This is a genomic window from Kosakonia sp. YIM B13588 (genome assembly GCF_042788165.1).
Classification (GTDB): Bacteria; Pseudomonadota; Gammaproteobacteria; order Enterobacterales; family Enterobacteriaceae; genus Kosakonia; species Kosakonia sacchari.
Window position 1 is genome coordinate 181,422 of sequence record NZ_JBHZPO010000001.1, and the last position, 22,020, is coordinate 203,441.

Below are 22,020 nucleotides of genomic sequence, written 5' to 3' on the forward strand. Positions count from 1 at the left end.
ATTAAAGGCGGAAAACGAGTTCAAACGGCGCGTCCCAATCGTATTAATGGCGAGATTCGCGCCACGGAAGTTCGCTTAACAGGTCTGGAAGGCGAGCAGCTTGGTATTGTGAGTCTCAGAGAAGCTCTGGAAAAAGCTGAAGAAGCCGGGGTCGATTTAGTCGAAATTAGCCCTAACGCCGAGCCGCCCGTTTGCCGTATAATGGATTACGGCAAGTTCCTCTATGAAAAGAGCAAATCTTCTAAGGAACAGAAGAAGAAGCAAAAAGTTATTCAGGTTAAGGAAATCAAATTCCGACCTGGTACAGATGAAGGCGACTATCAGGTAAAACTCCGCAGCCTGATTCGCTTTCTCGAAGAGGGCGATAAGGCCAAAATCACGCTGCGTTTCCGCGGTCGTGAGATGGCCCACCAACAGATCGGTATGGAAGTGCTTAATCGCGTGAAAGAAGATCTGGTCGAACTGGCAGTGGTCGAATCCTTCCCAACGAAGATCGAAGGCCGCCAGATGATCATGGTGCTTGCTCCGAAGAAGAAACAGTAAGGCCATCAAGTAATTAAACCTGTGGGCCATAAGCTCACGGGTTTGATTCGCCTTTGTTTCGTTTATTAACAATGCGAAGTGGAAGTTAAAAAATGCCAAAAATTAAGACCGTACGCGGTGCTGCTAAGCGCTTCAAAAAAACCGGTAAAGGTGGTTTTAAGCACAAGCACGCTAACCTGCGTCATATTCTGACCAAAAAAGCTACCAAGCGTAAACGTCACCTGCGTCCGAAAGCCATGGTTTCCAAAGGCGATCTGGGCCTGGTAATCGCGTGCCTGCCGTACGCATAAGTCGTTAACCTTTTAACTTTTTTAAGAATATAGATACAGGAGAGAGCATATGGCTCGCGTAAAACGTGGTGTGATTGCACGTGCACGTCATAAGAAAATTTTGAAACAAGCTAAAGGTTACTACGGCGCGCGTTCACGCGTTTACCGTGTTGCCTTCCAGGCTGTTATCAAAGCTGGTCAGTACGCTTATCGTGACCGTCGTCAGAAAAAGCGTCAGTTCCGTCAACTGTGGATTGCACGTATCAACGCAGCAGCACGTCAGAACGGTATTTCTTACAGCAAATTCATCAACGGCCTGAAAAAAGCCTCTGTTGAAATCGACCGTAAGATCCTGGCTGACATCGCAGTATTCGACAAAGTGGCATTTACTGCCCTGGTTGAAAAAGCGAAAGCAGCTCTGGCGTAAGCCAGTTTAAGAGAGGGAGCTTGGCTCCCTCTTTTGCTTTAACATCATCAATACATTGACATTTTGCCGTGATGCGTTTTCAATAAGCCATCACCGCCACTTACCCTGTTAAGGTAACGCAAGCATGAATGCTGCTATTTTCCGCTTCTTTTTTTACTTTAGCACCTGAACCCGGGAGGCTAGCGCGTGAAAGAAGAAACGGAAAACAGCGCCAGAAAGCCTCCCTTGTGGAGGCTTTTTTTGTATCTGCCGTTTGTAAATATCGTCATATAACGAGGAAAACCATGTCACATCTCGCAGAGCTGGTTGCCAGTGCGAAGGCAGCCATTAACGATGCTTCAGATGTCGCCGCGCTGGACAACGTACGCGTCGAATACCTGGGCAAGAAAGGGCACCTGACCCTTCAGATGACCACCCTGCGTGAGCTGCCGCCAGAAGAGCGCCCGGCTGCGGGTGCGGTGATCAACGAAGCGAAAGAGCAAGTGCAACAAGCGCTGAATGCGCGTAAATCGGATCTTGAAAATGCTGCATTAAACGCACGCCTGGCCGCCGAAACTATTGATGTGTCGTTGCCGGGGCGTCGCGTGGAGAATGGCGGTTTGCATCCGGTGACTCGCACAATCGACCGCATCGAAAGTTTCTTTGGTGAGCTTGGCTTTACTGTCGCCACCGGTCCGGAAATCGAAGATGATTATCATAACTTCGATGCGTTAAACATTCCAGGTCACCACCCGGCGCGTGCTGATCACGACACCTTCTGGTTTGACGCAACGCGCTTGCTGCGCACCCAGACTTCAGGCGTGCAGATCCGCACGATGGAAAATCAGCAACCGCCTATCCGCATTATTGCGCCGGGCCGCGTGTATCGTAACGACTACGACCAGACGCATACCCCAATGTTCCATCAGATGGAAGGGTTGATTGTTGATAAAAACATCAGCTTCACCAATCTGAAAGGCACGCTGCACGACTTCCTGCGTAACTTCTTTGAAGAAGATTTGCAGATCCGTTTCCGCCCGTCCTATTTCCCGTTTACTGAGCCCTCTGCGGAAGTGGATGTCATGGGTAAAAACGGCAAATGGCTTGAGGTTCTCGGCTGCGGGATGGTGCATCCAAATGTACTGCGTAACGTCGGTATTGATCCGGAAGTTTACTCAGGTTTTGCTTTCGGTATGGGTATGGAGCGTCTGACAATGCTCCGTTACGGTGTCACCGACTTGCGCGCGTTCTTCGAAAACGATTTGCGTTTCCTCAAACAGTTTAAATAAAGGCAGGCAAAACAATGAAATTTAGTGAACTGTGGTTACGCGAATGGGTTAATCCAGCCATTGATAGCGAAGCGCTGTCCGGGCAAATCACCATGGCGGGCCTTGAGGTCGATGGTATTGAGCCGGTTGCAGGTGCGTTTCATGGCGTGGTCGTTGGCGAAGTAATGGAGTGCGCTCAGCACCCGAACGCCGACAAACTGCGCGTAACGAAAGTAAACGTGGGCGGTGAGCGTCTGCTGGACATCGTCTGTGGCGCGCCAAACTGCCGTCTCGGGCTCAAAGTTGCGGTCGCCACTGTCGGTGCGGTATTGCCGGGCGATTTCAAAATCAAAGCGGCAAAACTGCGTGGCGAGCCTTCTGAAGGCATGCTCTGCTCTTTCTCCGAGCTGGGGATTTCTGACGATCATAACGGCATTATTGAACTGCCAGCAGATGCGCCGATCGGTACCGATATCCGTGAATATTTAAAACTCGATGACAACACCATCGAAATCAGCGTGACGCCAAACCGTGCAGATTGCCTCGGTATCATCGGTGTGGCGCGTGATGTTGCGGTGCTCAACAAATCTCCGCTGACCGCGCCGGATATCGCACCGGTTGCCGCTACCATCGCCGATACGCAGCCGATTACTGTGGAAGCGGCAGAAGCCTGCCCGCGCTACCTTGGCCGTGTAGTAAAAGGTATCAACGTCAAAGCACCAACCCCGCTGTGGATGAAAGAGAAGCTGCGCCGTTGCAGCATTCGCTCGATTGACGCCGTTGTGGACGTGACCAACTACGTTCTGCTGGAGCTGGGGCAGCCGATGCATGCGTTTGACCGCGACCGTCTGGATGGTGGCATTGTGGTGCGTATGGCAAAAGAGGGCGAAACCCTGGTGCTGCTGGACGGTAATGAAGCCAAACTGAACGCAGACACGCTGGTGATTGCTGACCATAGCAAAGCGTTGGCAATGGGCGGTATCTTCGGAGGTGAACACTCTGGTGTGAACAGCGAAACGCAGAACGTGCTGCTGGAATGTGCTTTCTTCAATCCGCTGTCAATTACTGGCCGCGCGCGCCGTCACGGTTTGCATACTGATGCTTCTCACCGTTATGAACGTGGTGTCGATCCGCAACTGCAATACAAAGCGATGGAACGCGCCACGCGTCTGCTGCTCGATATCTGCGGCGGTGAAGCTGGCCCGGTAATTGATGTCACGAACGACGCCACGCTGCCGAAACGCGCGACTATCCGTCTGCGCCGTAGCAAACTGGATCGTCTGATTGGTCATCATATTGCCGATGAACAGGTCAGCGATATTCTGAACCGCCTGGGCTGCGAAGTGACTGAAGGCCAGGACGAGTGGCTGGCGGTTGCCCCGAGCTGGCGTTTCGACATGGAAATCGAAGAAGATCTGGTCGAAGAAGTTGCCCGCGTTTATGGCTACAACAATATTCCTGATGAGCCGGTGCAGGCTGGCCTGATTATGGGTGAGCACCGCGAAGCGAACCTGTCGATGAAGCGTGTGAAAACCATGCTCAACGATAAAGGCTACCAGGAGGTCATCACTTACAGTTTTGTCGATCCGAAACTACAGCAACTGATTCATCCGGGCGAAGAAGCTCTCATCCTGCCGAGCCCAATCTCCAGCGAGATGTCGGCGATGCGCCTCTCTCTCTGGACCGGTTTGCTCGGCACTATCGTCTATAACCAGAATCGCCAGCAGAGCCGTGTACGTATTTTCGAAACCGGCCTGCGCTTTGTACCTGATACACAAGCCAATCTTGGCATCCGTCAAGATGTGATGCTGGCAGGCGCGATTTGCGGTAACCGTTATGATGAGCACTGGGATCTGGTGAAAGGAAGCGTCGATTTCTTCGATTTAAAAGGCGATCTTGAGTCCGTGCTGGAACTTACAGGTAAGCTTTCCGCCATTGAATTCCGCGCGGAAACGAATCCTGCTCTGCATCCAGGCCAATCGGCAGCGATTTATCTGAAAGATAAGCGCATTGGTTTTATTGGGGTTGTTCACCCGGAACTGGAACGTAAGCTTGATCTGAACGGCCGCACACTGGTATTTGAACTGGAGTGGAATGCGCTTGCAGACCGCGTGGTGCCTCAGGCTCAGGAGATTTCGCGCTTCCCGGCGAACCGCCGTGATATCGCTGTCGTAGTCGCAGAAAATGTGCCTGCAGCAGATGTTTTGGGCGAATGTAAGAAAGTTGGCGTAAATCAGGTAGTTGGCGTAAACTTATTTGACGTGTACCGCGGTAAGGGTGTAGCGGAAGGGTATAAGAGCCTTGCCATTAGCCTGATCCTTCAGGATACCAGCCGTACACTCGAAGAAGAGGAGATTGCCGCTACCGTTGCCAGATGTGTAGAGGCATTAAAAGAGCGATTCCAGGCATCATTGAGGGATTGAACCTATGGCGCTTACAAAAGCTGAAATGTCAGAATATCTGTTTGATAAGCTTGGGCTTAGCAAACGGGACGCAAAAGAGCTGGTAGAGCTGTTTTTCGAAGAGATCCGTCGTGCTCTGGAAAACGGTGAGCAGGTAAAACTCTCCGGCTTTGGCAATTTCGATTTGCGCGACAAAAATCAACGTCCGGGTCGTAATCCAAAAACGGGCGAAGATATTCCCATTACAGCCCGGCGCGTGGTGACCTTCAGACCCGGCCAGAAGTTAAAGAGCCGTGTCGAAAACGCTTCGCCCAAAGCTGAATGATATGAACTAATTAAAAAGGCCGCATTGCGGCCTTTTTTCTTTTCAGCATCCGGTATCAACTTTAAAATCAGTGGCCTTGCTGACCAATAAAACGGAAAACATGCTGGCATACGCTCGTCTTCAACAGCAACGCAACCGCCGCTGGCTGGGTGGATTGCTGTTGCTCTTACTCTTCGCGCTGCTGTTTAGTCTCTGCGCGGGTGATCAATGGATTTCTCCCGGCGCCTGGTTTACACCGGATGGGCAACTCTTTGTCTGGCAAATTCGTCTGCCGCGTACGCTGGGCGTGTTGCTGGTAGGCGCCGCACTGGCGTTGTGCGGTGCGGTGATGCAGGCACTGTTCGAAAACCCGCTTGCGGAGCCGGGGTTGCTTGGTGTCTCCAGCGGCGCGGGCGTTGGATTAATTGCTGCTGTATTGCTGGGCGGCGGATTGCTGCCAGGTTGGGCGCTGGGCGTTTGTGCGATTGCCGGGGCGCTCGTTGTGACCCTGATCCTGCTGCGTTTCGCGCGCCGCCACATCTCAACCAGCCGTTTACTGCTGGCTGGCGTTGCATTGGGCATCATTTGTACCGCATTGATGACCTGGGCCGTCTATTTCTCTTCCTCATTCGATTTACGCCAGCTGATGTACTGGATGATGGGCGGTTTCGGTGGCGTGGACTGGCAACAAAGTTGGCTGATGGCGGCGCTGGTGCCAGTCATCATTTGGGTCTGTTTCCAGTCGCAGCCACTGAATATGCTGGCGCTGGGAGATATTTCCGCGCGCCAGTTAGGGTTACCGATGTGGCTATGGCGAAACGTACTGGTGATAGCAACGGGTTGGCTGGTCGGCGTAAGCGTCGCGCTGGCGGGCTCAATTGGTTTTATCGGTCTGGTCATTCCCCATATCTTACGTCTGTGCGGTTTGACCGATCATCGGGCATTGCTGCCAGGCTGCGCACTGGCAGGAGCGGTGGCACTATTATTTGCCGATGTGATAGCACGTCTGGCGCTCAGTGCAGCCGAGTTGCCAATAGGTGTTGTGACGTCGACGCTGGGCGCGCCGGTATTTATCTGGCTATTATTGAGAGCCGGGCGTTGAGCCCGCAAACCATAACATTCATTAAGGTGACGCTATGCAACAGGATATTCTGAATACTGAAGTTAAGACTATTGATGGCGAGCAGACAACGCTTGCAGGTTACCTCGGCAAGGTGCTGCTGCTGGTCAACGTCGCCTCTAAATGTGGGCTGACGCCGCAGTATGAACAGCTGGAGCAGATGCAAAAAGAATTTGAAAGTGAAGGTTTTACCGTACTCGGTTTTCCCTGCAATCAGTTTCTCGGCCAGGAACCAGGTTCAGAAGAGGAGATCAAAACCTTCTGTAGCACCACGTATGGCGTAACATTTCCGCTGTTCAGCAAAATCGATGTGAATGGCGAAGCGCGCCACCCGCTGTATAAAAAACTTGTGGCCGCAGCGCCGAAGGCTGTTGCGCCTGAGGGAAGCGGTTTCTACGAACGCATGGAGAGCAAAGGTCGCGCGCCGAAAGAGCCGGGCGATATTCTGTGGAATTTTGAAAAATTCCTGATTGGTCGTGATGGCAACGTGATTCAACGCTTCTCTCCGGATATGACACCGGAAGATCCGATTCTCGTCGACGCGGTGAAACAGGCGCTGGCGAAGTAATGTCAATGCTATTGCAGCTTCAGGATGTGGCTGAACCTGGAAGGCTTGGGCCGATAACGGCATCGATCGGCCAGGGAGAAGTCCTGCATCTTGTCGGGCCGAATGGTGCGGGGAAAAGCACACTGCTGGCGCGCATTGCCGGGTTATCAGGCGGGCAGGGAAGCGTGCTGTTTAATGCCCGTTCGCTGACACAGTGGCCAGCATCGCAGCTGGCGCAACACCGCGCTTACCTGGCCCAGCAGCAGACACCACCGTTCGCTATGCCTGTCTGGCAGTACTTGTCCTTGCATCAGCGCGATAACACACAAACCGCGCTGCTTGCACAGATTGCGGGCAAGCTTGGCCTCAGCGATAAGCTGGGGCGGGCGGTGAATCATCTGTCAGGTGGGGAGTGGCAGCGGGTACGCTTAGCGGCGGTAATTTTACAAATTCACCCGGCTGGTAACCCCTCCGGGAAGCTTTTATTGCTGGATGAGCCGATGAATAGCCTCGATGTTGCCCAGCAGGCGGCACTGGACAAGCTTTTAAACGAGCTGGTTGCCGCAGGAATTACCGTGGTGATGAGTAGCCACGATCTTAACCATACGTTGCACCATGCGCGCCAGGCCTGGCTGCTCAGTGGCGGCAAACTGTTAATGAGCGGGCGGCAGGACGAGGTGCTGACACCATCTCATCTGGCGACGGCGTATGGTTTGGCTTTTCGCCAACTGGATGTGGAAGGTCACCGCGTGCTGATCCCCGCAACGTGACGAAAAGGTGACTTGCCACATATCTGATTCACACGGTAGATTATTCCGAGAAAAAGAAATAAAGAGGCGTGATCCAGGATGCGTATCTGGTTTTTGCTGGCAGTGGCGTTATTCCTTGCAGGATGTAGTTCTCATCGCGCGCCGCCGCCAAATCCAAGATTGTCAGATTCGATAACCGTTATTGCTGGCCTGAATGATCAGCTTAGCCAGTGGCATGGTACGCCGTATCGCTACGGTGGTATGAGCCGTTCCGGCGTTGATTGTTCCGGGTTCGTTATGATGACGTTTCGCGATAAGTTTTCTTTGCAACTGCCGCGCGAGACGCGCCAGCAGGCGGAAATCGGCACGAAAATCGATAAAGATGATTTGCTGCCAGGCGACCTGGTTTTCTTTAAAACCGGTTCCGGAGAGAGCGGGTTGCACGTTGGTATTTACGATACGGATAATGAGTTCATTCATGCCTCAACCAGCCGGGGAGTGATGCGTTCTTCTCTGGATAATGTCTACTGGCGTAAAAATTTCTGGCAAGCACGTCGTATCTAGAATGAGAAAGCCCGCAAGGGCTTTTTTTTAAACCAGGAAATTTCCACTAAATAATCACGTTTATCTTAATTAAGATCTGTGTACATTGGGATCCGGACATCCGTCAATTCGTTATCAGGCTAATAAAGGTTAAGGAGCAGCCCAAAAATAAAACGGGAAAAAATGAAGTTAATCTCATTTAAAACAATACATTTGAAATATCTTCACCTGTGTTTGACAATGCCGGATATCACCCTTAATGCGGGGCTGGCGCAATGATAGTATCGCTGGATGACACATATCGCTCTGAGCTTCTTTTACTTCCTGCGAGAAAAAGTAACGGAATGCTACAGGGACTGGAAATTATCATTAACTTTGTGGGGCCCGACAGCAATGTCCGCACGCCTACAGAGCTGGTCATCCCGCGTCTTACGCCTGAAGAAATACTCACCTTATTCAATGAACAACTGGCACTGCTTGAAGCCTGCCAACTCTTTTTTATCCAACATCAATTAACGGCCTGGATTAATATTGCGCCCTCTTTGATTGATGTCCTGTTAGCAGATGAAATGCTTGCGACAAACATTAGGAAATTTCCTTTTCTGGAATTTACCATTAATGAGAATTTTCCCGATCTAAATAAGGGGAAAGATAATCATCTATTGTTTCTATTGGCGAAACAATATTCACTGGTGCTGGCTAATTTTGGTGCCGGAACCGCCTCGACAAAAGCCATTTTTGATGGCTTATTTAAGCGGGTGGTATTGGATAAAAATTTTGTTCATCAGCGGCTAGCTTCACCTTCATTCGAACCTTTTATGCGGGTGATTGTTTCGCAGCTTGAGCCCTATTGTGATGCATTGATGATTGCAGGCATTGATGATGAACACGCCCTCAACCGGGCTTCGGCCTTTCCCTTCAGCGCCATGTTTGGCGCAATGTGGCCACCCGTCGCCGTCGAACAGTTAACCTCCCTGGTTCAACCATAGCCCTGCTTTTGCCCGGTGTTTAAACACCACAGTTAGCACTACACTAAAGGCAGGAGGAACCATGACCCTGTCTTTTACTACCCACTGGCGAGATGAATTGCCAGATTTTTATACCGCATTATCCCCTACGCCGCTGCACAACGCCCGGTTGCTGTGGCGCAATGAGCCGTTGGCACATGCGCTGGATGTACCGGATGCGTTGTTTCATCCTGCCTCGGGAGCAGGCATTTGGGGCGGCGAAACGCTGTTGCCTGGCATGTCTCCACTGGCGCAGGTCTACAGTGGACATCAATTTGGTGTCTGGGCCGGGCAATTAGGTGATGGGCGCGGGATTTTGCTCGGTGAGCAGCAACTCCCGGACGGCACAACCCGGGACTGGCACTTGAAAGGCGCCGGGTTGACGCCGTATTCGCGCATGGGGGATGGCCGCGCGGTGTTGCGCTCGACCATTCGCGAAAGCCTGGCTTCAGAAGCGATGCATTATCTGGGGATCCCGACCACGCGCGCATTGAGCATTGTGACCAGCAATACGCCGGTGATGCGCGAAACGCAGGAGCAGGGCGCAATGCTGATGCGTATTGCCGAAAGCCATGTGCGGTTTGGTCATTTCGAACATTTTTACTACCGGCGCGATCCGCAAAAAGTCCGTCAACTGGCAGATTTTGTTATCCGTCATCACTGGCCGGAATTGCAAAACGAAAGCGATAAATATGTCGCCTGGTTCCGGGATGTTGTGCGGCGTACCGCGCAGTTGATAGCGCGCTGGCAAGCGGTAGGGTTCGCGCACGGTGTAATGAATACCGATAACATGTCGATCCTTGGTTTAACGATCGACTATGGCCCGTTCGGTTTTCTTGATGATTACCAGCCCGGTTTTATCTGTAACCACTCTGATTACCAGGGGCGGTACAGCTTTGAAAACCAGCCCGCGGTGGCGCTGTGGAATCTCCAGCGCCTGGCGCAGTCGTTATCGCCCTTTATTGCTGCGGAGAGCCTAAACGCCGCGCTGGATGATTACCAGCACCAGTTACTCACTGAATATGGCCTGTTAATGCGCAGCAAACTGGGCTTCTTCACCCGCCAGCAAGGGGATAACGATCTTCTGAATTCGCTGTTTGCCCTCATGGCGCGCGAAGGCAGCGATTATACGCGTACGTTCCGTATGCTCAGCCTGACCGAACAGCAAAGTGCGGCGTCGCCGTTACGCGATGAGTTTATCGATCGCGGCGCATTTGATGACTGGTTTGCGCGATATCGGGCGCGCTTACAGCAGGAAAATATCGATGATGCACAGCGGCAGGCGCATATGCAACAGGTTAACCCGGCGATGGTACTGCGAAACTGGCTGGCGCAGCGCGCCATAGATGCCGCAGAGAAAGGTGATAGCAGCGAGCTGGAGCGACTTCATGAGGCATTACAACAGCCATTTATTGATCGCAGTGATGATTATGTCAGCCGCCCGCCTGACTGGGGCAAACGGCTGGAAGTAAGCTGCTCGAGTTGAAAACGGCCTACTTTGTCAGGATCAATTTTCCGGCGTGCGTCTGGCGCAGCAGATATTGCTGCCCGTTGTGCTCAATAACGACGCGTCCTTCATCTCCCAGCAGTGAATGGCTGTGAACACGGCGATCGGTTGGGGTGATGTGCGTGGGCTTTTCCTGAGGCGTGACGGGTGATGCAGGTGTGCTATCCATTTGCGACATATCCGTTTTAAGACAAACCAACAATGATAATGATTATCAATAGTATGGTGATATGACGCAAGGGCGATTGTTTACCTGAACGCAGTTCCCCCAGGAAAAAGTAGGGGGAACGCGTAGTTCTGAGGGAGTCAGCAGGAAACGGTTAAAAACGGGTGGCAACCGCGGTTGCGAGTTTTTCCAGCAGCAGTTCACTGTCTTCCCAGTTCAGACATGGGTCGGTAATGGATTGCCCGTATACCAGCGGCTGGCCACTGACAATTTTTTGTGTGCCTTCTTGCAGAAAACTTTCCGCCATCACGCCAGAGATCGCCATCGAGCCATTATGGATTTGCGTACAAATGTCGTCGCAGACATCCAACTGGCGGCGGTGCTCTTTCTGGCAGTTGCCATGGCTGAAATCTACCACCAGATGCTCCGGCAAACCAAATTCACGCAGCGTATCGCACGCATTGGCGATATCCCCGGCATGGTAATTCGGTTTTTTACCGCCACGCATAATGATATGGCCGTACGGGTTGCCGCTGGTCTGATAAATGGTCATTTGCCCGCTTTTATCCGGCGAGAGGAACATATGGCTGGCGCGTGAAGCGCGGATCGCATCAACGGCGATACGTGTGTTGCCATCGGTACCATTTTTAAAACCGACCGGGCAGGAAAGCGCCGAGGCCATTTCCCGGTGGATTTGGCTTTCCGTGGTACGCGCGCCAATCGCTCCCCAACTAATTAAATCGGCAATAAACTGGCCGGTCACCATATCGAGGAATTCGGTCGCGGTGGGCACGCCCAGCTCATTGACCTGCAACAGCAGTTTACGCGCCAGCTCAAGACCGTGATTTACGCGGTAACTGCCGTTCAGATCTGGATCGGAAATCAGCCCTTTCCAGCCCACCACGGTGCGCGGTTTTTCGAAGTAGGTGCGCATAACGATTTCGAGCTGCGCGTGGTGTTTTTCACGTAATACTTGTAAACGGCTCGCGTAATCAACGGCTGCGTCAAGATCGTGAATCGAGCAGGGACCAATAATCACCAACAGGCGGTGATCTTCACCATTCAGAATTTTTTCTATCCGCCGACGGGATGCGGTCACATGCTCCGCTACCTCTGAGGTAACAGGGTAGCGCTGCGCAAGTTCAGCTGGTGTCACCAGGCTGCTGATAGGCGCAGTGCGAAGTTCATCAGTTTTGTTCATCAAGAATCTCAAAAATTAGGTGCTTCAGCGGCAGGAATGCCGGAAGTGATGCGCAACACCTTAAACCAATCCCGGCTTATTTCAAGAGGGGTTGCAAAGCACATCACGTTTCCAGGCAGTATCATAGCGCATTTCGCACCCATGTACTAGCTTGTTAGTACATGCGGCGATTTAACCCCATAATATCGAGCATCTTGGTGGCAATTTCTTCTACAGAGTAGTTGGTGCTATTAAGGCAGGGAATTTGATTCTTGCGGTAAAGCGCTTCCACTTCTGCGACTTCCATGCGGCACTGGCGCAACGACGCGTAGCGGCTATTTTCCCGGCGCTCTTCGCGAATGGCGGCAAGACGCTCCGGATTAATGGTCAGACCAAATAATTTATGCTGCAGTGGCTTTAACGCAGCGGGGAGAACGAGGTTGTCCATATCGTCAGCAATAAAAGGATAATTTGCCGCGCGAATACCAAATTGCATCGCCAGATACAGACTGGTCGGTGTTTTTCCGCAGCGCGAAACGCCCAGTAAAATCACCTGTGCCTGATCAAGATTGCGCAAAGAAATACCGTCATCGTGCGCGAGGGTGTAATCAATTGCCGCGATACGCGCATCGTATTTGGTTAAATTACCTGGATTAAGCCCATGTGTGCGATGCGCAATGGGGGTAGGATCGAGTTTTAATTCCTCCTGCAGCGGCGCAACCAGCGCCTGAACGATATCCTGACAAAATCCTTCGCTTTGCAAAATAATGGCGCGAATTTCCGGTATCACAATGGAGTAGAACACCAGTGGACGATTGCCGGTTTGCTGGTAAATGGCGTCTATTTGTTCTTTGACGGCGCGGGCGCGGCTCTCGTTTTCCACAAACGGCAGCGTAATACTGCTGACGGCAACCGGGAATTGCGACATGACCGCATGGCCTAATACTTCAGCGGTGATAGCGGTTCCATCAGAAATATAAAAGACGTGGCGATCAACTGAACTGTCCATTTAACCCATCCTGAATGACATGCGTAATTCTCTGAAAGCATAAATTAAAACCCTCAACATGCGTATCTCCTTTTTCTCATTTTTAAAATGAAATGGTGTTTTTATTTTTAATGAACTCTACGGTTCGTTTTTTTAGTTTCCCCTATAAAAAATAAGGAGATACAGAAATGAGAAATTACTCAAGGTGATTTATTGATGGGAATCTATCCGAAAAACCAGAAATCGTAATTGCTTACACGATTCACCGTTTTTTCAACGGAATTAATTATGCCAGGATAAAAAAGTAGTTCGACGTTTTTACCCATTCATATATCACAAAAGGATTGTTTCGATGTCCAACAATGGCTCGTCTCCGCTGGTGCTTTGGTATGACCAACTCGGCATGAATGATGTAGACAGAGTTGGGGGCAAAAATGCCTCCCTTGGTGAAATGATTACTAATCTGTCCGGTATGGGGGTTTCCGTACCGAATGGGTTTGCGACCACGGCCGATGCGTTTAACCAGTTTCTGGAACAAAGCGGGCTAAATCAGCGCATTTACGAATTACTGGATAAAACCGACATCGATGATGTTTCCGAACTGGCAAAAGCCGGTGCGCAGATCCGCCAGTGGATTGTCGACACGCCGTTCCCGCCTGAGCTGGAAAAAGCCGTCCACGAAGCCTACGCCAAACTCTCCGAAGACGACGCCGAAGCCTCTTTCGCGGTGCGTTCTTCTGCGACAGCAGAAGATATGCCGGATGCCTCGTTTGCCGGTCAGCAGGAAACCTTCCTCAACGTGCAAGGGTATGACGCCGTGCTGGTGGCGGTGAAGCATGTGTTTGCCTCGTTATTTAACGATCGCGCTATCTCCTATCGCGTACATCAGGGCTACGATCATCGCGGCGTCGCGCTTTCTGCTGGTGTGCAGCGCATGGTGCGTTCGGATATCGGATCTTCTGGCGTGATGTTCACCATTGATACGGAATCCGGTTTTGATCAGGTGGTGTTTATCACCTCTGCCTGGGGGCTGGGCGAAATGGTGGTGCAGGGCGCCGTTAACCCTGATGAGTTCTACGTACATAAGCCAACGCTTGCGGCCAATCGTCCAGCGATTGTGCGTCGCACCATGGGGTCGAAGAAAATCCGCATGATCTATGCACCGACGCAAGAGCATGGCAAGCAGGTGCAGATTGAAGATGTTCCGCAGGCCGAGCGTGACCGTTTCTCTCTGACCGACGACGAAGTACAAGCGCTGGCGAAGCAGGCGGTGCAAATCGAGAAACATTATGGCCGTCCAATGGATATTGAATGGGCGAAAGACGGTCATACCGGCAAATTGTTTATCGTACAGGCGCGTCCGGAAACCGTGCGCTCGCGTGGCCAGGTGATGGAGCGTTACACGCTGCATGCCCAGGGGCGCATTATCTCTGAAGGCCGTGCCATTGGGCATCGCATTGGCGCAGGCACGGTAAAAGTGATCCACGATATCAGTGAGATGAACCTGATCGAGCCGGGTGATGTGCTGGTGACCGACATGACCGACCCGGACTGGGAACCGATCATGAAAAAAGCGGCGGCCATTGTCACCAACCGCGGCGGTCGTACCTGCCACGCGGCGATCATTGCGCGTGAGTTAGGTATTCCGGCTGTGGTGGGCTGCGGCGATGCGACCGAACGCATTAAAACCGGTGAGAAAGTCACCGTCTCCTGCGCTGAAGGCGATACCGGTTATGTGTATGCCGATCTGCTGGATTTCAGCGTAAAAAGTTCAAGCGTAGACACCATGCCGGATCTGCCGCTGAAGATCATGATGAACGTCGGCAACCCGGATCGCGCGTTCGATTTTGCTTGCCTGCCAAACGAAGGCGTAGGCCTTGCGCGTCTGGAGTTCATCATCAACCGCATGATCGGTGTGCATCCGCGTGCGCTGCTGGAGTTTGATGACCAGGACGCGAAATTACAAAACGAAATCCGCGAAATGATGAAAGGCTTCGATTCGCCGGTTGAGTTTTATGTCGGTCGTCTGACGGAAGGCATTTCGACACTGGGCGCGGCATTCTGGCCAAAACGCGTGATTGTGCGTCTGTCCGACTTTAAATCGAACGAATACGCGAATCTGGTTGGTGGTGAGCGTTACGAGCCGGAAGAAGAGAACCCGATGCTCGGTTTCCGCGGCGCAGGCCGTTATGTTGCTGACAGCTTCCGCGATTGCTTTGCGCTTGAATGCGAAGCGGTAAAACGCGTGCGTAACGATATGGGACTGACCAACGTGGAAATCATGGTTCCGTTTGTGCGTACCGTTGAACAGGCAAAAGCGGTGGTTGATGAGCTGGCGCGTCAGGGGCTGAAACGCGGTGAGAACGGGCTGAAAATCATCATGATGTGCGAAATCCCGTCCAACGCGCTGCTGGCGGAGCAGTTCCTCGAATATTTCGATGGTTTCTCTATCGGCTCCAACGACATGACTCAACTGGCGCTGGGCCTAGATCGCGATTCCGGCGTGGTCTCTGAATTGTTCGACGAACGTAACGACGCGGTGAAAGCGCTGCTTTCCATGGCGATCCGTGCGGCGAAAAAGCAGGGCAAATATGTCGGTATCTGCGGACAGGGACCTTCGGATCACGAAGACTTTGCCGCCTGGTTGATGGATGAGGGCATTGATAGTCTCTCGCTCAATCCGGACACCGTTGTGCAGACCTGGCTAAGCCTCGCCGAACTGAAAAAATAAAGGCGAAAGTAAAATCCCCGGCATAATGTCGGGGATTTTTTTATTTCAGCCGCGAACTCGGCGGCGATCACAATTACTAAAAAACGTAAAAAGCCTGGCAATTATTGCAATTGTCCCCTCGTAGCCTTCTTCCAATACTTGAGCCTGTAGTGAGCAGCGTGACGTTAATCTGTCGCGCCATGTTGAAATATTTTTTGACCTCACAAGGCTAATAAAAATGACAATCTCCTCTGTCCTGAGTACAAAAGACAAAATAGGTTACGGTCTGGGCGATATGGCAAGCGCCCTGGTCTGGCAAACCGCAACGCTGTTTCTCGCTTATTTCTATACGGATGTGTTTGGGTTGCCTGCCGCAATAATGGGAACCATGTTTTTGGTCGTACGCGCGGTGGATGCTTTTGTCGATCCGTGTATCGGCGCACTGGTGGATCGCACGCAAACGCGACACGGGCGCTTTCGCCCCTGGCTGCTGTGGTTTGCAATACCGTTCGGTGTGAGCTGCATTATAACCTTTTATGTCCCGGATGCCGGGGCAACGGCAAAAATCCTCTATGCCTGCGTCACTTACGCCATCCTTAGCTTTATCTACTCTGCGATTAACGTACCTTACTGCGCAATGCCCGGCGCGCTGACGATGGACCCGCACGAGCGCCATTCGCTGCAGTCCTGGCGCTTTGGTTTATCGTTTATCGGCGGCCTGATCGTGACCGTTATTGCTCTGCCGCTGGTGGCGCATCTGGGGGCCGGTAACGATCAAAAAGGGTATTTCTACGCCATGAGTATGATGGGCGTATTGGGTATTTTTCTGTTCTTTGGCTGCTTCTTTATGACGCGCGAACGTTTTACGCCGCGCAATGACAGCACCGGTTCGCTGCTCAGCGATCTCAAATTGCTGGCGGGAAATACGCAGTGGCGCATTGTCTTTGTGTTTAATATTTTGCTGTTAACCGCGGTTGTAACGCGAGGTTCCGCCACGATGTATTACGTCAAATACGTATTACAGCGCCCGGATATGGTGTTTACCTTTATTGTTTCTGGCATGATCGCTGCCCTAAGCGGAGCGCTATTATCGGCACGGTTGTTAGGGAAATTTGACCGGGTGCGCGCCTACCAGTGGACAATTATTACGTTCGTCGTTTTCGCTGCGCTTATTTTTATTATCCCGCCTACGCAAGTGTGGCTTATTTTTGGCCTCAATATCGTTTTCAGCTTTATTCAGAACCTGACCACGCCACTGCAATGGACCATGTTCTCTGACGTGGTGGATTACGAAGAGCACCGCAGCGGGCGTCGTCTCGACGGACTGGTGTTCTCTACCGCGTTATTCGCCATTAAATTTGGCCTGGCGCTCGGCGGCGCTGTTGTGGGTTGGGTGCTTGGCGCAGTGGACTATGCGCCGAACCAGGCAGCCCAGAGTGCGACGGTGCTGACGACCATTAACGCGCTGTTTACGCTGATCCCCTGCCTGCTGTTTATCTGCATGGTGCTGCTGCTGACCCGCTACAAACTGAATAGCCAGGTTGCCGACAGTATCGCGCAAGATCTGATACGTAAACGCGGTGACAGCGAAAGCGACACGGCACCGCAAACCGCCCCGGATTTCAACAACACAGGAGTGACCCGATGACTGCTATCTACCAGGACGCAAACCGTCCCGTGGCCGAACGCGTTGCGGATTTACTGGCGCGGATGACGCCGGAAGAGAAATTCGCGCAAATGCATGCTCTGTGGCTGGTGCTTTCAGAAGAGGGTGAGCATCGCGAGCGCACCGATCTCAGCGATGAGTTTGCTGGTGTCAGCGCGCAGGCAGCGCTGGCGCAGCGGCTTAAACTGGGCGTCGGGCAAATAACCCGTCCGCTGGGCACGCATATTGTGGAGGCAAAAAGCGGCGTGCGCGCGGCGAATCGGCTGCAAAAAACGTTAGTGGAAGAGACGCGGTTGGGCATTCCGGCGCTGTTCCATGAAGAGTGCCTGGTTGGTTTATTGTGTAAAGACGCGACGTTATTTCCCTCCTCGCTGAATTACGGTTCCACCTGGGATCCGCAACTCGTGCAACGCGCCGCCCATCATATTGGGCTGGAAGCGCGATCAACCGGCTGCAAGCAGGGGCTGGCTCCGGTGCTGGATGTCTCGCGCGATGTGCGCTGGGGGCGCACGGAAGAGACATTTGGCGAAGATCCGTGGCTGGTGGGAGTGATGGCTTGCGCGTACGTGAACGGTTTGCAGGGTGAAAAGGGCGATATGCTGGCGACGCTCAAACACTATGTTGGCCACTCGTTTAGTGAAGGCGCACGTAACCATGCTCCGGTACACCTCGGCTTTTGCGAGCTGAACGACACCTTCTTGCTGCCGTTCGAGATGGCTGTGAAGCTGGCGAAAGCGGGATCGGTGATGCCGGCTTATCACGACATTGATAATCAGCCGGGACACAGTGACCATTTCTTGCTCACCACCCTGCTGCGTGAACAGTGGGGCTTCGAAGGCATTATTGTGGCCGATTACGGCGGCGTCAGCCTGTTGCATCAGCATCACGGCGTGACTCACGATGCTGCAGAATCCGCTGCGCTCTCGTTTAATGCCGGGCTGGATGTTGAGTTGCCAAAAGATGACTGTGCGCGCCATCTGGCAGAGGCCGTTGAGCGCGGCCTTATTTCCATGGCAAAAGTGGACGAAATTGTCGCCCGCGTACTGGCAGTAAAATTTCGTCTTGGTTTGTTCGAACAACCTTATACCGATGAACAGGGTATCGACCTGCAGTCTGCTGAGACACGGCAGGTAGCGCGCGAGGTCGCCACGCGCTCAATGACGATGCTGGAAAATAACGGCATTTTGCCATTGAGCGGCTCGCCGAAAGTGGCAGTAATTGGCCCGACCGCTGACGATCCGCTGGCTTTGCTCAGCGGCTACAGTTTCCCGGTGCATTTGATCATTAGCGATATGCTGGAAGAAACCACGCAGGTCACCACGCCGCTTGCGGCGCTGCGCCAGACGCTGGGCGAGGGGAACGTCCGCTATGCCAAAGGTTGCCATATTATTGAAAAACGTATGGCTGGTGCCCCCGTTTTCCCTGGGGACGCGTCGGGTAAACCGATGCAGCAGTCACCGGTTTCCATGGATGTGAGTCTGATCCCGCACGCGGTGAGCGTGGCGCAAGAAAGCGAGGTGATTATTGCCTGTGTGGGCGATCTTGCCGGGCTGTTCCAGAGCGGCACGGTGGGGGAAGGTTCTGATACGGATAGCCTGACGTTGCCGGGTGTGCAACAACAATTGCTTGAAGCGTTAGTGGCAACGGGGAAACCGGTCGTGGTGGTCATGACCGGCGGACGTCCGTATAACCTGCAAGGGCTGGAGTCGCGCGTTGCCGCATGGTTGATGGCGTGGGCGCCGGGGCAGGAGGGCGGCCAGGCGATTGCCGATGTATTGACCGGACGGGCAGAGCCGCAGGGGCGTCTGGTCGTCAGCGTGCCGAAAAGCGCCGGTGCCATGCCCTATTATTACAACCACAAGCTGAAAAGCGGTGGTACACCGTTTGCCTTCCATTTTGGCGCCCTTTACCCCTTTGGCTACGGAAAGAGCTGGACGCAGTTCGAGTATGTGAACCCGGTGCTGCTTACGCCTGATGTGGCGATCGATGGCGATATTCACGTACAGGTACAGGTACAGGTAAAAAATACCGGCGAGCGCAGCGGAAGCGAAGTGGTGCAGCTGTATGTCCGGGATAAGGTGGCGTCGATGGTGCGTCCGGTGCAGGAGCTAAAAGCGTTCCAGCGCGTGGCATTGTCACCGGGTGAAACGGCGACGCTGACGTTCATCGTGCCGGTAGATATGCTCAGCTTTACGCGCCGTGACGGGCAACGCATTGTCGAACCGGGTGAGTTTGAGTTGCAAATCGGTGCCTCATCGGCAGATATCCGCGCAACGCTTACGGTGAATGTTTACGGCGAGATCCGCGAACTTCCCACCGCCTGGAAAATGATGAGTCAGTGCGAAGTCCGCCAGTGATAAAATCGTAGCCCGTCGAACGATGGGCTATTTTTTTGCACAAACGAGCAACAATAACCCTGCTGAAATAACAACCACACTTCATGGCTTACAATTAAATAAGGTATTTGTGTGATCGTAAGCTATTCGTGCCTGCTCCTGGTATATATTTATTGTATTGATAATTACCCTGCATATAATTCTCTCCAGTGACTTATCTGTTCGTGGTTTTCTATTTGCTTCTGCGCTTGCAGAAACAATTCTATTGAGGTTTTTCGTAATGGGAAAAATAGCTGAGCGCCATTATGTTCATTTTATTTGTAATGGCGTGACGGGGTTTGTCGAAGTTGAACCCGGCGGTATCCAGTGGGTGAACTACGCTGGCGAACGCAGGATTTATAGGGCACTACAGGGCCGGTTACGTAACGTCGTTGATCACGTGCTGTCTCAGCATCACCTTATCAGCAGCTGGCACAGGTAAATACGTAAGCGGATTTATGTTAATTGTTTTTTCGTCGTTTTAATTTATTAACTATTGCAGTTTTTATTTCGCTGTAGCAGAAGGCATATATCTTTTATTTGCCTGCAATAGTCGTGAGGTTATTCAAATGAAACGTTTTTTATTCATGTTTATCGTGCTGGCGTGCGCGACTCTTAATGGCTGCGCGTCTTATAACGATCATATTCGTGCCTGTGACGGACACGATGTGAGCACGATGCATTTAGCATTCGATTATCTACCGATTGGTGCGGCTATTGATAATGGTGCCTGCGCGGTGAGCAGCAAGGGGAGCGCGTCTGCATCCGGCAAATAAGTGCCTGAACGGAAAGCGGCGAAAAAAAAGCCCATCGTGGGAGATGGGCAAAGACTACACACAGCAATTCGTTGTTTCACTCAGGGGATTTCCATGCTTATAAATCAAGGTGTTGATTTATAACCGTGAGCTAATAGTAGGCATGTCGATTTTTTGCGTCGATCAGATTCGTCTCATTAGTTAAACGGACGTGAAGAATATATGGGTTAAACCGCTCATTATTTCGCTTTCAGAGGGATCTGAATGGAGTTTTGCGTTTGAAATGATAAGTAGTGCTTAATAATAATTAAGGCGGGCTACCCCGCCTTAATTATTTTCAGGAAAGGTTATCTACATTCATTGTCGACTTCGCTTAATGCATTATCTGTCGCCGCCGGTTCGGGCGCTTCATTCACCCACGCGGAGAATAGCCGCCAGGAGACCGCCAGTAATACCGGGCCTATAAACAGCCCAATCATGCCGAAAGCGACCAGTCCGCCAATGACCCCCGAAAGAATAAGGATCAGCGGTAAATCAGCGCCCATGCGGATCAGTACCGGGCGGATAAAGTTATCCAGCGTGGCGACAACGCAGCTCCAGACCAGCAGTACAGTGCCCCAGGTGGAATCTCCGCTCCAGTACAGCCAGATAATGGCCGGAACCAGCACCAGTAACGGCCCGAGCTGCACCAGACAGGTCATCAGCATGACCACGGTAAACAACGTGGCGTAAGGCACGCCGGAAATGGCCAGGCCAACGCCGCCAAGCACGGCTTGCACCAGCGCGGTGACCACCACGCCCAGCGCTACGGCACGGATCGCCTGGCCTGCCAGCAGCACGGCGGCATCGCCACGTTTTCCGGCAAGGCGAATGGCGAAATGGCGGATCCCTCTGGCAACTTGCTCACCGCGCCAGTAGAGCAGGGCACTGAACAGCAACATCAGGCCGCAGTGCAGCATAAAGCGTCCGATATGCGCGGCCTGGCCGACAAACCAGGTGGTGGTCGCGCCTACATACGGACGCAGTTTGGCCATAATAGCGCTGCCGCCCATATCCAGCAGGCTGTGCCAGCCCGCGTAGAGCTTCTCACCAACGAAAGGAACGCTGTTTAGCCAGGCTAAATCCGGCGGTGACATGGCGCCGGTACTGATGGCATGGATCACCGGGCCGCTGGAGTCCACCAGGCTATTAACCAGTAGCGCGACCGGAATAATAAACAGCAGGATTAACAGCAGCATCATCACTAACACCGCCAGCGATCGGCGGCCAAACAGCACGCGTTGCAGGCGCACCAGCAGTGGCCAGGTGGCGATCACCACCGTCCCGGCCCAGGCAAAACCGAGGATGAAGGGCTGGACGACCCACAGACAGGCGATAATCATGATTGCTAAAAACAGTACCGACAGCATGATTTGCGGTACATCCCTGGACTGACGTAGATCAACCATACGATTTACTCACCTTATTGAGTGGCTGAAAATTCGGTGTTTCTGGAAATCACCAGTGATAATGATT

The 22,020-nt window shown here is 52.5% G+C and carries 21 protein-coding genes, 1 other RNA gene and 1 other annotated feature; of the genes, 17 read left to right on the forward strand and 5 right to left on the reverse strand.

What is annotated here, in order from left to right; translation table 11 throughout:
• From infC to selO, 13 genes are all read left to right on the forward strand, one after another.
• On the forward strand, positions 1–543 hold the full coding sequence (gene infC / locus ACFX4U_RS00920) for a translation initiation factor IF-3 (RefSeq protein ID WP_071908164.1): 543 nt from the start codon (positions 1–3) through the stop codon (positions 541–543).
• A gap of 92 nt (positions 544–635) precedes the next feature.
• On the forward strand, positions 636–833 hold the full coding sequence (gene rpmI / locus ACFX4U_RS00925) for a 50S ribosomal protein L35 (RefSeq protein WP_001124225.1): 198 nt from the start codon (positions 636–638) through the stop codon (positions 831–833).
• 49 nt (positions 834–882) lie between these two features.
• Positions 883–1,239 carry a 50S ribosomal protein L20 gene (rplT, locus tag ACFX4U_RS00930; RefSeq protein WP_013366084.1) on the forward strand — a complete coding sequence of 119 codons (357 nt, stop codon included), beginning with the start codon at positions 883–885 and terminating at the stop codon, positions 1,237–1,239.
• 119 nt (positions 1,240–1,358) lie between these two features.
• Positions 1,359–1,483: a sequence feature (Phe leader region), on the forward strand.
• Positions 1,364–1,408 carry a pheST operon leader peptide PheM gene (gene pheM, locus ACFX4U_RS00935; protein ID WP_001386830.1) on the forward strand — a complete coding sequence of 15 codons (45 nt, stop codon included), beginning with the start codon at positions 1,364–1,366 and terminating at the stop codon, positions 1,406–1,408. It overlaps the preceding feature by 45 nt.
• Before the next feature lie 40 nt (positions 1,484–1,523).
• Positions 1,524–2,507: a phenylalanine--tRNA ligase subunit alpha gene (gene pheS / locus ACFX4U_RS00940; protein ID WP_007374647.1), complete on the forward strand. Its 984-nt coding sequence runs from the start codon at positions 1,524–1,526 to the stop codon at positions 2,505–2,507.
• A gap of 14 nt (positions 2,508–2,521) precedes the next feature.
• On the forward strand, positions 2,522–4,909 hold the full coding sequence (gene pheT, locus ACFX4U_RS00945; protein WP_380217676.1) for a phenylalanine--tRNA ligase subunit beta: 2,388 nt from the start codon (positions 2,522–2,524) through the stop codon (positions 4,907–4,909).
• Positions 4,910–4,913: 4 nt separating this feature from the next.
• A complete protein-coding gene (ihfA, locus tag ACFX4U_RS00950) occupies positions 4,914–5,213 on the forward strand; it encodes an integration host factor subunit alpha (protein WP_006820203.1) in 300 nt (99 codons plus the stop codon).
• A 100-nt stretch (positions 5,214–5,313) separates the two neighbouring features.
• On the forward strand, positions 5,314–6,294 hold the full coding sequence (gene btuC / locus ACFX4U_RS00955; protein ID WP_305736265.1) for a vitamin B12 ABC transporter permease BtuC: 981 nt from the start codon (positions 5,314–5,316) through the stop codon (positions 6,292–6,294).
• Between the two features lie 34 nt (positions 6,295–6,328).
• Positions 6,329–6,880 carry a glutathione peroxidase gene (locus ACFX4U_RS00960; RefSeq protein WP_313509888.1) on the forward strand — a complete coding sequence of 184 codons (552 nt, stop codon included), beginning with the start codon at positions 6,329–6,331 and terminating at the stop codon, positions 6,878–6,880.
• Entirely contained in the window at positions 6,880–7,629 is a 750-nt protein-coding gene (gene btuD, locus ACFX4U_RS00965) for a vitamin B12 ABC transporter ATP-binding protein BtuD (RefSeq protein ID WP_313509885.1), read from the forward strand. Before ACFX4U_RS00960 ends, btuD begins: the two co-directional genes overlap by 1 nt.
• A 78-nt stretch (positions 7,630–7,707) precedes the next feature.
• Positions 7,708–8,172 (forward strand): C40 family peptidase, encoded by a 465-nt coding sequence (locus ACFX4U_RS00970; RefSeq protein ID WP_200551791.1) that lies wholly within the window; start codon positions 7,708–7,710, stop codon positions 8,170–8,172.
• Between the two features lie 254 nt (positions 8,173–8,426).
• Positions 8,427–9,140 carry an EAL domain-containing protein gene (locus tag ACFX4U_RS00975; protein ID WP_305736262.1) on the forward strand — a complete coding sequence of 238 codons (714 nt, stop codon included), beginning with the start codon at positions 8,427–8,429 and terminating at the stop codon, positions 9,138–9,140.
• Positions 9,141–9,201: 61 nt separating this feature from the next.
• Entirely contained in the window at positions 9,202–10,644 is a 1,443-nt protein-coding gene (selO, locus tag ACFX4U_RS00980) for a protein adenylyltransferase SelO (RefSeq protein ID WP_313509883.1), read from the forward strand.
• Positions 10,645–10,651: 7 nt separating this feature from the next.
• Here the strand turns inward: selO and hemP are convergent, their stop codons facing one another.
• The 3 genes from hemP to ACFX4U_RS00995 form a co-directional block, all read right to left on the reverse strand.
• Positions 10,652–10,843 carry a hemin uptake protein HemP gene (gene hemP / locus ACFX4U_RS00985; protein ID WP_305736260.1) on the reverse strand — a complete coding sequence of 64 codons (192 nt, stop codon included), beginning with the start codon at positions 10,841–10,843 and terminating at the stop codon, positions 10,652–10,654.
• Positions 10,844–10,985: 142 nt separating this feature from the next.
• Positions 10,986–12,032 (reverse strand): 3-deoxy-7-phosphoheptulonate synthase AroH, encoded by a 1,047-nt coding sequence (aroH, locus tag ACFX4U_RS00990; RefSeq protein WP_313509878.1) that lies wholly within the window; start codon positions 12,030–12,032, stop codon positions 10,986–10,988.
• Between the two features lie 154 nt (positions 12,033–12,186).
• On the reverse strand, positions 12,187–13,020 hold the full coding sequence (locus tag ACFX4U_RS00995) for a pyruvate, water dikinase regulatory protein (RefSeq protein ID WP_016496328.1): 834 nt from the start codon (positions 13,018–13,020) through the stop codon (positions 12,187–12,189).
• A 331-nt stretch (positions 13,021–13,351) separates the two neighbouring features.
• Here ACFX4U_RS00995 and ppsA point away from each other — a divergent pair, with 331 nt between their 5' ends.
• The 4 genes from ppsA (at position 13,352) to ACFX4U_RS01015 (ending at position 20,526) form a co-directional block, all read left to right on the forward strand.
• Positions 13,352–15,730, forward strand: a complete 2,379-nt coding sequence (gene ppsA / locus ACFX4U_RS01000) for a phosphoenolpyruvate synthase (RefSeq protein WP_045511496.1) — start codon at positions 13,352–13,354, stop codon at positions 15,728–15,730.
• Between the two features lie 217 nt (positions 15,731–15,947).
• The gene (locus tag ACFX4U_RS01005; RefSeq protein WP_313509871.1) at positions 15,948–17,357 is read left to right on the forward strand and encodes an MFS transporter; all 1,410 of its coding nucleotides are present in this window, start codon (positions 15,948–15,950) and stop codon (positions 17,355–17,357) included.
• Entirely contained in the window at positions 17,354–19,732 is a 2,379-nt protein-coding gene (locus tag ACFX4U_RS01010) for a glycoside hydrolase family 3 N-terminal domain-containing protein (RefSeq protein WP_313509868.1), read from the forward strand. Before ACFX4U_RS01005 ends, ACFX4U_RS01010 begins: the two co-directional genes overlap by 4 nt.
• A 587-nt stretch (positions 19,733–20,319) precedes the next feature.
• Entirely contained in the window at positions 20,320–20,526 is a 207-nt protein-coding gene (locus ACFX4U_RS01015) for a hypothetical protein (RefSeq protein WP_305736256.1), read from the forward strand.
• Positions 20,527–20,545: 19 nt separating this feature from the next.
• Here the strand turns inward: ACFX4U_RS01015 and rprA are convergent.
• Both rprA and ydiK read right to left on the reverse strand, forming a co-directional pair.
• Positions 20,546–20,653: antisense sRNA RprA (gene rprA / locus ACFX4U_RS01020), an RNA gene on the reverse strand.
• Between the two features lie 199 nt (positions 20,654–20,852).
• Positions 20,853–21,953, reverse strand: coding sequence for an AI-2E family transporter YdiK (gene ydiK, locus ACFX4U_RS01025; RefSeq protein ID WP_200551801.1), 1,101 nt, complete (start codon positions 21,951–21,953; stop codon positions 20,853–20,855).
• Positions 21,954–22,020: the final 67 nt, after the last annotated feature.

Bases quoted from the DNA above. Each gene is read 5' to 3' on its own strand.
- selO (WP_313509883.1), top strand. From the start codon at position 9,202: ATGACCCTGTCTTTTACTACCCACTGGCGAGATGAATTGCCAGATTTT.
- btuD (WP_313509885.1), top strand. From the start codon at position 6,880: ATGTCAATGCTATTGCAGCTTCAGGATGTGGCTGAACCTGGAAGGCTT.
- pheS (WP_007374647.1), top strand. From the start codon at position 1,524: ATGTCACATCTCGCAGAGCTGGTTGCCAGTGCGAAGGCAGCCATTAAC.
- ACFX4U_RS01010 (WP_313509868.1), top strand. From the start codon at position 17,354: ATGACTGCTATCTACCAGGACGCAAACCGTCCCGTGGCCGAACGCGTT.
- aroH (WP_313509878.1), bottom strand. From the start codon at position 12,032: ATGAACAAAACTGATGAACTTCGCACTGCGCCTATCAGCAGCCTGGTG.
- ACFX4U_RS00970 (WP_200551791.1), top strand. From the start codon at position 7,708: ATGCGTATCTGGTTTTTGCTGGCAGTGGCGTTATTCCTTGCAGGATGT.
- ACFX4U_RS01005 (WP_313509871.1), top strand. From the start codon at position 15,948: ATGACAATCTCCTCTGTCCTGAGTACAAAAGACAAAATAGGTTACGGT.
- rplT (WP_013366084.1), top strand. From the start codon at position 883: ATGGCTCGCGTAAAACGTGGTGTGATTGCACGTGCACGTCATAAGAAA.
- ACFX4U_RS01015 (WP_305736256.1), top strand. From the start codon at position 20,320: ATGAAACGTTTTTTATTCATGTTTATCGTGCTGGCGTGCGCGACTCTT.
- rpmI (WP_001124225.1), top strand. From the start codon at position 636: ATGCCAAAAATTAAGACCGTACGCGGTGCTGCTAAGCGCTTCAAAAAA.
- ACFX4U_RS00995 (WP_016496328.1), bottom strand. From the start codon at position 13,020: ATGGACAGTTCAGTTGATCGCCACGTCTTTTATATTTCTGATGGAACC.
- btuC (WP_305736265.1), top strand. From the start codon at position 5,314: ATGCTGGCATACGCTCGTCTTCAACAGCAACGCAACCGCCGCTGGCTG.
- ihfA (WP_006820203.1), top strand. From the start codon at position 4,914: ATGGCGCTTACAAAAGCTGAAATGTCAGAATATCTGTTTGATAAGCTT.
- hemP (WP_305736260.1), bottom strand. From the start codon at position 10,843: ATGTCGCAAATGGATAGCACACCTGCATCACCCGTCACGCCTCAGGAA.
- ppsA (WP_045511496.1), top strand. From the start codon at position 13,352: ATGTCCAACAATGGCTCGTCTCCGCTGGTGCTTTGGTATGACCAACTC.
- ACFX4U_RS00975 (WP_305736262.1), top strand. From the start codon at position 8,427: ATGATAGTATCGCTGGATGACACATATCGCTCTGAGCTTCTTTTACTT.
- pheT (WP_380217676.1), top strand. From the start codon at position 2,522: ATGAAATTTAGTGAACTGTGGTTACGCGAATGGGTTAATCCAGCCATT.
- ydiK (WP_200551801.1), bottom strand. From the start codon at position 21,953: ATGGTTGATCTACGTCAGTCCAGGGATGTACCGCAAATCATGCTGTCG.
- ACFX4U_RS00960 (WP_313509888.1), top strand. From the start codon at position 6,329: ATGCAACAGGATATTCTGAATACTGAAGTTAAGACTATTGATGGCGAG.